Here is a 1,017-nt window from a genome sequence, read left to right as displayed (position 1 = left end):
GCGGTGAGTGTCACTCCTGAGCATGTCGCGTACGTGATGTACACCTCGGGTTCGACGGGGACCCCGAAGGGCATCGCCACCACCCACCGGGGTGTTGCCGACCTGGCGCGGGACCGTGCCTGGCACACCCCGCAGCCGCAGCGGGTGCTGTTCCACGCGCCGCACGCCTTCGACGCCTCGACCTACGAGATCTGGGTGCCGCTGCTGTCCGGCGGGCAGATGGTCGTCGCGCCCGACACCGACATCGACGCCGCCGTCCTGCGGGACCTGATCACCCGCCACGCGCTGACCCACGTCCACGTGACCGCCGGCCTCTTCCGCGCGGTCGGCGAGGTCGAGCCCGAGGTCTTCTCCGGGGTGCGGGAGGTCCTGACCGGCGGCGACGTGGTCTCCGCGGCGTCCGTGCGCCGTGTCATGGAGTCCTGTCCGGGCATCACCGTGCGCCACCTCTACGGTCCGACCGAGATCACCCTCTGCGCGACCCAGGCCGCGCTGGCCGACCCCGACGCCATCGGTGCGGCGCCCCCCATCGGCCGGCCGATGGACAACACGCGGGTGTATGTCCTGGACGCCTCCCTCCAGCCCGTCGCCCCCGGGGTCGCCGGCGAGCTCTACATCACCGGCACCGGCCTGGCCCGCGGCTACCTCGACCGGCCCGGCCTCACCGCCGAGCGCTTCGTCGCCTGCCCGTTCGGCGAACCCGGTGAGCGGATGTACCGTACCGGCGACCTCGTACGCTGGCGGGCGGACGGGAACCTGGAGTTCCTCGCACGCGCGGACGACCAGGTCAAGATCCGGGGCTTCCGCATCGAACTCGGCGAGATCGAAACGGTCATCGCCGCCCACCACGCCGTCGCCCAGGCCACCGCCATCGTCCGCGAGGACACCCCCGGCGACAAGCGCATCGTCGCCTACGTCATCCCCGCACCCGGCCACGACGGGCAGGAACTGCCCCCGGTACTGCGGGCGTTCACCGCCGAGCACCTGCCCGAGTACATGGTCCCCGCAGCGGTCGTC

Annotated in this window: 1 protein-coding gene; it reads left to right on the top strand. The window is 72.3% G+C overall.

Features of this window, described 5'->3' with window-relative positions; all coding sequences use genetic code 11:
• Nucleotides 1-36: 36 nt before the first annotated feature.
• On the top strand, nt 37-1,017 hold a 981-nt coding region (locus J5Y04_RS41175; RefSeq protein ID WP_245206503.1), incomplete at its 3' end, for an amino acid adenylation domain-containing protein.

It is taken from the genome of Kitasatospora sp. RG8, from assembly GCF_017813315.1.
Classification (GTDB): domain Bacteria; phylum Actinomycetota; class Actinomycetes; order Streptomycetales; family Streptomycetaceae; genus Kitasatospora.
Note: the sequence above shows the minus strand (reverse complement) of the source record. Positions and strands in the feature narration are given on the sequence as shown.